This is a genomic window from Candidatus Similichlamydia epinepheli (assembly GCF_003056015.1).
Genome location: NZ_PPEU01000167.1, coordinates 1 through 2,319, shown reverse-complemented (window position 1 = coordinate 2,319; position 2,319 = coordinate 1). Strand labels below are relative to the sequence as shown.

At 39.5% G+C, this 2,319-nt stretch carries 3 protein-coding genes and 1 tRNA gene; 2 read left to right on the top strand and 2 right to left on the bottom strand.

Annotation, left to right across the window (positions count from 1 at the left end; genetic code table 11):
- Window positions 1-25 precede the first annotated feature (25 nt).
- A complete protein-coding gene (locus GCCT14_RS05400; protein ID WP_157952666.1) occupies window positions 26-166 on the bottom strand; it encodes a hypothetical protein in 141 nt (46 codons plus the stop codon).
- Between the two features lie 125 nt (window positions 167-291).
- Here GCCT14_RS05400 and GCCT14_RS05305 point away from each other — a divergent pair.
- Window positions 292-376: transfer RNA gene (locus GCCT14_RS05305), tRNA-Ser, on the top strand.
- A 454-nt stretch (window positions 377-830) separates the two neighbouring features.
- Here the strand turns inward: GCCT14_RS05305 and pyk are convergent.
- On the bottom strand, window positions 831-1,886 hold the full coding sequence (pyk, locus tag GCCT14_RS05300; protein WP_108624494.1) for a pyruvate kinase: 1,056 nt from the start codon (window positions 1,884-1,886) through the stop codon (window positions 831-833).
- A 99-nt stretch (window positions 1,887-1,985) separates the two neighbouring features.
- Here pyk and GCCT14_RS05295 point away from each other — a divergent pair.
- Window positions 1,986-2,319, top strand: a 334-nt coding sequence (locus GCCT14_RS05295) for a P-loop NTPase family protein (protein ID WP_478209996.1), incomplete at its 3' end; no start/stop codon positions are given.

Here is a 2,319-nt window from a genome sequence, read left to right as displayed (position 1 = left end):
CATCGTGGAATTGTGATTGTTACGGCTATCCTTTCGCTGCTAATTTTCCATCAGAGCCGTCAGAACAAGTCACCATAACGTACCACTCTTCTCCCTTCTTTTCGGTGGTTGTTTGATCTGGACAGAAAGTTCCTCTCCTTTGCAATTGCCAAGTGTTTTCTTGCATAGTTTCTCCTCCTAGAGAGCCCGCCTGATAACAACTAAGGAGTCTTGCTCCTTTTTTTGGATACTAGGAACCTTTTAGTCCCTTGTATTGACCTCAGTAACGAAACACCTTACAATTTCGTGTCTGGAAGAGTGGCAGAGCGGACGATTGCATCTGTCTTGAAAACAGAAGTGGGGAGACCCACCGGGGGTTCGAATCCCTCCTCTTCCGAAACAAAAAGATCTTCGAACAGCCGTTTCTCGTTACCCTTCATAATTTTGTATTAATGAAGCTCTGCCCTTTTTAAGGACAGGGAATCATTTCTTCTTACTTGTCTTTTGCTTTCTTCTCAGGTGCAATGCGGTTTTGATCAAAACTGCCTTATTGTCTTCTTTATCACAAAATTCGGGATATAGCTCCTCGCAAATGAACCGTACCCTCAATTCTATTTTGGGTTATTCAATGGTTTATCCTAAAAGTTGCGGAACAACCGCATGCTCTTTTTTATTCATCGATTTATAGAATAACGAAAAAGAATCTTGCTGTTACTGAATAGACATCTTTCTAATAGACATGCTGCATGATTTAAGAGTCCGTTATTCTTCTTTCTTGATAGCTTTCTTTATGCCAAATTAAAAATATGGATAAACATTTACACAAGAAGACAACAAACAAGCACATTTCACTAGTCCAAAAGACGTCTCGAAAAAGATGTGCCTCTCTCCTTGAGAAAAATTTGACCTTCTTCAAGAAGTTTCCTCAAAAGAACAATCGCCTCAATAGGAAATTCACCTATAGCACTTTCCTCTGAAAGCATGAAACCATTTGCACCATCTAGTACTCCATTAAAAACATCAGTTACTTCCGAACGATTAGGAATAGGACGATCAGACATAGAAGACAACAACTGGGTGGCTAAAATAGAAAGAATTCCCATTTGTCTGACTTTAGCAAAAAACTCTTTTTGCATCCTGGGTAAGAATTGAATATCAATTTGTGCACCCAAGTCACCTCGAGCAAACATCACCCCATCTGATTCAGAAAGAATTTCTTCGAGATGATGGATGCCTTGAGTTGTTTCAATTTTTGAAATAATTTTTATGCCAGAATGACCTCTTTTAACTAATTCTTTACGCAATTCTTTGACCTGATTCACATGATTCACAAAGGAGAGTGCAATCCAATCTATTCGCTCTTGGCCACAAAGTTCAAAAGACAATTGATCTTTTTCTGTTACAATTAGTTCTTTAGGCCCAACAAAAGAAGTGATAGTAACACCCTTATGTTGCCGTAAAGTCCAACAATTCTTTGTTTGAATAACGATATGATCGTCTGCTACATCAACGATTTCACCAGTCAAACAACCACTATCAAAACGGACCAACTCACCTATTGAAAAAGATGAAAAAAGATGAGGATGTGAAAAAGGTAGCCATCCCTTTGCTAAAGAACTTACCCCTTGTGCAGAAAGGCAAAAGGAATCTCCTCTTTTGAGCGAAAGCGTTCCTTCAAATGATCCTAAGCGCAAATCAAGCCCCTTCAAATCGAGAATCCTTTCGATGCGAACATTCATTTTGCGTTCAAGGCTAGTTAAAGATGAAAGCACTCGAATGTGTTCTTCCATCTCCCCATGCGCCATATTTAGTCGGATCATTGTCATGGTTGCCATGATCATTTGATAAAGACGCTCCTCACTCGATGAGCTAGGGCCTAATGTACAAATAATTTTTAAATTAGACATAGGAACGATCCACGAATCAAACGAAATACGATGAGTGTTATTTTTTAGCTTTTATGCGAGGATGGCCTCTTTTTCAAGAAAGGATGAGAATTTCGCTCCATGTCTCACTCTATCCGTATTAAGAACGCCCGTACAAATACACTAAAAGAGATCGATCTTGAAATACCCAAAAATCAATTTGTTGTTTTCTGTGGCCCGTCCGGATCCGGCAAATCTTCCATGGCATATGACACTCTTTTTTCAAAAAGTCAGCGCTCTTATCTACAAGCACTCTCCCATCAAACTAAACAATTAAATTATGTGCCTGATACGGCTATTTGCGATGCCATTGATGGAATGACTCCAACTATTGCAACAAGTCAGCGCCCTACCATACAACAGCAACGCGCAACAGTTGGCACTGTGACAGAACTTTCTCATTACCTACAAGTTT

What these genes read in the sequence shown, in the direction of transcription:
- pyk (WP_108624494.1), bottom strand. Translation starts at nt 1,886, where the DNA reads ATGTCTAATTTAAAAATTATTTGTACATTAGGCCCTAGCTCATCGAGT.
- GCCT14_RS05400 (WP_157952666.1), bottom strand. Translation starts at nt 166, where the DNA reads ATGCAAGAAAACACTTGGCAATTGCAAAGGAGAGGAACTTTCTGTCCA.